Source organism: Ruegeria intermedia, from assembly GCF_900129345.1.
Classification (GTDB): domain Bacteria; phylum Pseudomonadota; class Alphaproteobacteria; order Rhodobacterales; family Rhodobacteraceae; genus Ruegeria; species Ruegeria intermedia.
The window spans coordinates 1-4,016 of sequence record NZ_FQVK01000055.1 but is presented as its reverse complement, the minus strand read 5'-3'; the positions used below and the strand labels follow the sequence as shown (position 1 = coordinate 4,016).

The 4,016-nt window shown below is 55.8% G+C and carries 3 protein-coding genes; all 3 read right to left on the bottom strand.

All coding sequences use genetic code 11. From position 1 onward, the window contains the following. A partial coding sequence (locus F3H26_RS18935) for a type I restriction endonuclease subunit R (RefSeq protein WP_149777525.1) occupies positions 1-1,338 on the bottom strand: 1,338 nt, incomplete at its 3' end. 9 nt (positions 1,339-1,347) lie between these two features. Next, the gene (locus tag F3H26_RS18930; RefSeq protein WP_149777524.1) at positions 1,348-2,502 is read right to left on the bottom strand and encodes a restriction endonuclease subunit S; all 1,155 of its coding nucleotides are present in this window, start codon (positions 2,500-2,502) and stop codon (positions 1,348-1,350) included. Next, on the bottom strand, positions 2,499-4,016 hold a 1,518-nt coding region (locus tag F3H26_RS18925; RefSeq protein WP_149777523.1), incomplete at its 5' end, for a type I restriction-modification system subunit M. The genes F3H26_RS18930 and F3H26_RS18925, both read right to left, overlap by 4 nt.

The window sequence follows — 4,016 nt, the reverse complement described above, 5'->3', positions numbered from 1 at the left end:
CTTCAGCTTGCCCCAGTATTCGACGGAGAACTTCAGAACGTTGTCGTCGCGGATCGCGTCCGTGATGACATAGCGGTGCAGGCGGTCGCCGAAGAGATCCTTGGTCGTCCGCCTCCCCACGGCGTTGTCGGCGAAGATTGGCGTGCCAGTGAAACCGAAGAGCTGTGCGCGACTGAAGAATCCGACGATATTCTTGTGGGTCTCGCCGAACTGGCTCCGGTGACATTCGTCGAAGATGAAGACCACTCGCTTGTCTTTCACCACGTCCAGCTTCCCGGCATAGCGGTCGCGAGTGATCGCGGTGTTTAGCTTCTGGATGGTGGTGACGATCACCTTCGTATCGTCCGTGAGCTGAGCCACCAGCGCGGCGGTATTGTCTGTGCCGTCGATCGAGCCGGGCGAGAAATGATTAAACTCCTTCGTTGTCTGATAGTCGAGGTCGGCGCGGTCCACGACGAAGACAACTTTTTCCACCTTTGGATTCTCGACCACCACCTGCGCGGCCTTGAAACTGGTCAGCGTCTTGCCAGACCCGGTCGTGTGCCAGATGTAGCCGTTTTTCCGGCCGGCCTTCACACGCTCGAGGATCGCTTCCACGGCATGATACTGGTAGGGGCGCAGAACCATGAGCATGCGGTCGCTTTCGTGCAGCACCACGTATTTCGCGATCATTTTCGAGATTTGGCATTTCTCGAGGAAGGCGTCCGCGAAGGCATCCAGCTTGTTGATAGGCCGGTTCTCGAAGTCAGCCCAAGGGAATGTCTGCTTGAAGTCCTGATGCCGGTTGTTGGCAAAATATCGGGTGTTCACCCCATTCGAGATTACGAAGATCTGCACATACTGGAACAGCGCTGTGCCCGCCCAAAAGGAATGCTTGTGGTAGCGGTTGATCTGGTTGAAGGCTTCTTTCAGCTCCATTCCGCGCCGCTTCAACTCGATCTGGACCAGTGGCAGGCCGTTGACCAGCAGGGTCACGTCATAGCGGTTCTTGTAGCGCCCGACCTGCGTGACCTGCGTGGTGACCTGATAGCGGTTGCGGCACCAGTCGCGAGTGTTGAAGAACTCGATCCAGACGCTGCTGCCGTCGTCGCGCACAAGCTGAAAACGGTCGCGCAGCGTTTTGGCCTTCTCGAACGGGCTGCCCTTGCCCAGATGGGCGAGGATCTTGCGGAACTCCGCATCGGTGAAGGTCAGGTTGTTGTTGTGAAGCTCGAGCTGCGTGCGCAGGTTCGCCTCAAGTGCGGCGGTGTCGCGGATGGTGACCGGCTGCCAGCCAAGCGCCGTCAGGCGCCCGACCAGTTCGGATTCAAGCTGGGCCTCGGATTGTGTTGTGCTCATGGCGAGACCTCACACGAACATCTTTTGCAGGAGGCCCTGCTTGAAGGTTTCGAGCTTTTCGATCTGCGCACCGACGTCGGAGATTTTGGCGTCCATGGCGCCAAGCGCGTCGGCGATTTTGCGTTGTTCGTCGGGGTGAGGCCAAGGAATGGTGCGATACTGAAAATCCTGAATCCAGTGCCTTTGGTGATCTTTTGGTGAATACTCAATCTGTTGTAGGAGATTAAACAGTAGGCGCATTTGCCCACCTTCTTTCTTCAGCTTGAGTATTTTTGCTGCGGAGGACTTCAGCTTAAACGGAAAGTCCACGTATTGGGAGTTCGTGGTGAAATCATCAAAAATGATAACGGGAACCTTGGGTTCGAAGATCCCATCTTTCTCATCTGTGTATCCAAGAATGAATGTTTTTCCAGCAGTCAGCACAGGTGTTTCAAAGGCGTCACTGTAGTCTTTGGTTTTCACAAGGTATTTGGTTGGCTGGACGTATGCGAGAACGCTCCCCAACTCCACCTCGTCCCACTCCGGAAACGCGCTTCCGTCGTCGGCGCGGAAGCGGATCTCTTGCGAGAAGATCTTCTGCATCAGCCCGGTCTTGTAGTCCGTCAGCAGCGCCTTCTCGCGCCGCAGCCCCCGTAGGCGCGCATCCACCGCCTGAAGAAACGCCGCGATTTTCTCCTGCTCGGCGCGGGTTGGGGCGGCAATTTTGAACTTCAGCAATTCGCCAATGTTCAGCGTCTTGTTCCTGCCGGCACCGCCCGGCGATGCAAGTTCGAGTATGTGTTTCCCACGTTTGCGCTGAAATACTCGCTCGAGAAACTCCAGATTTGCGGTTTTTGGATTCGCCCGAAACATCGGGAATCGGTGCGATGCAATCATGCCTGCTTCCTGCTCCCCGAGAACAGCAACCGCCTGTTCCCAAGCGAAGACTATGTTGAACACCAGCGTGTTCGGCACTACTGGGAACACTCGCTTTGCACCGATCTCTGATGCTGTTGTAGGCTCTTTGTGAAACACACCACGGCAATGCGAGCGCACACCAATCTCAGTGTAGGTTTCATGCGGATCGAGATCGATTTCTTCTCGCACACGGTCCATAAGCGTGTGCAGCGGCACTTGCTTCCACTCATCCGCGAACTCTGGGAACCTGATCTCGGGCGAACTCATACCGGACTCTCCAGTCTCAGTTCTGCGCAGAAGGCGCGGATTTGCACGTCCACTTGCGCCATGTCTCGCCGCAAATCAGTCAGCGCTTGGGACGTCGCGGCCAGATCGACCGGCGGCGGTGGCACGAAGGTGTCCACATAGCGGGGGATGTTCAGGTTGTATCCGTTCTCGGCAATCTCGTCACGGCTGGCCCGATGGGCAAAGCGCTTTTCCTCCACCCGGTTGCGATAAGCGCCTACGATCCGGTCCACGTCCTCTGGCCCCAGCCAGTTCTGATTTTTGCCCTTCTGGAAACAGGTTGAAGCATCGACAAACAGGATATCGTCCGTTTCACGGCACTTTTTGAAGACCAGAATGCAAGTTGGGATGCCCGTTCCGTAGAAGATGTTTGCGGGCAGGCCGATGACCGCATCGAGCCAGTTCTTTTCCTCAATCAAGTAACGACGAATGGCACCTTCGGCTGCGCCGCGGAACAGCACGCCATGCGGCAGCACCACGGCCATCGTGCCGTTTTCATCCAAATGATGCATCATGTGCTGGACAAAGGCAAAATCCGCCTTCGATGCAGGAGCAAGCCTGGGGTATTCCTGAAAGCGATCGTCGCTTTCGAAAATACTGCTGGCTGACCATTTTGCAGAAAATGGCGGGTTCGCTACGATGGCCTCGAAAAGCATGCCCTCATGCTGGGGTTCTTCCAGCGTGTCGGCTTGTCGGATGTCGAAGTTTCTGTAATGCACCCCGTGCAGGATCATGTTCATCCGCGCGAGGTTGTAGGTCGTGCGGTTCTGTTCTTGACCATAAAAATCCTCAACATGCTTGACCTCTCGCGCAACACGCAGAAGCAAAGAACCTGACCCACAGGTGGGGTCATAGACCGACCGCAGACGAGATTTACCGGTGGTGACGATCTGAGCAAGGATCGTCGAGACCTGTTGGGGGGTGTAGAACTCTCCCGCCTTTTTGCCAGCCCCCGCTGCGAACTGACCAATGAGGTATTCGTAGGCGTCGCCCAGAATATCACTGTCCGCCTCGTCAAGGCCGAAGTCGATGCCATCAAGGCTGGTTAGGATCTTCACGACGAGGTCGTTCTTGGCTTTTTCGGTGCGACCGAGTTTCGAAGAGGTGAGGTCGAGATCCTCGAACAGGTTGTCGAAATCATCTTCGGATTCGGAGCCCAGAGTGGACTCCTGAATGTGGTTCAATACGTCCGTGAGGTCGGAAAGAATGAACTGCCCCGGTTTAGCACCCCGTTTGGCCATGGCGCTGAACAGTTCCGACGGCTTCAGGAAATATCCAAGCGCGCCAATGGCTGCTTCCGCGACAGCTGCAAGAATCTCCTGACCATCCGGCGATCCTTCGTCGATCTGGTCGAAGGTGATTCCGTCCTGTTGAAGGACATCGTTGGCATAGAGGTAGAGGCGCTCTGACAGGTATTTATAGAAGATAAAGCCCAATATGTAGTCGCGGAACTCGTCGGCATTCATCTTGCCTCGAAGGTCGTTCGCGATACTCCA

Bases quoted from the DNA above. Each gene is read 5' to 3' on its own strand.
- F3H26_RS18930 (WP_149777524.1), bottom strand. From the start codon at position 2,502: ATGAGTTCGCCCGAGATCAGGTTCCCAGAGTTCGCGGATGAGTGGAAG.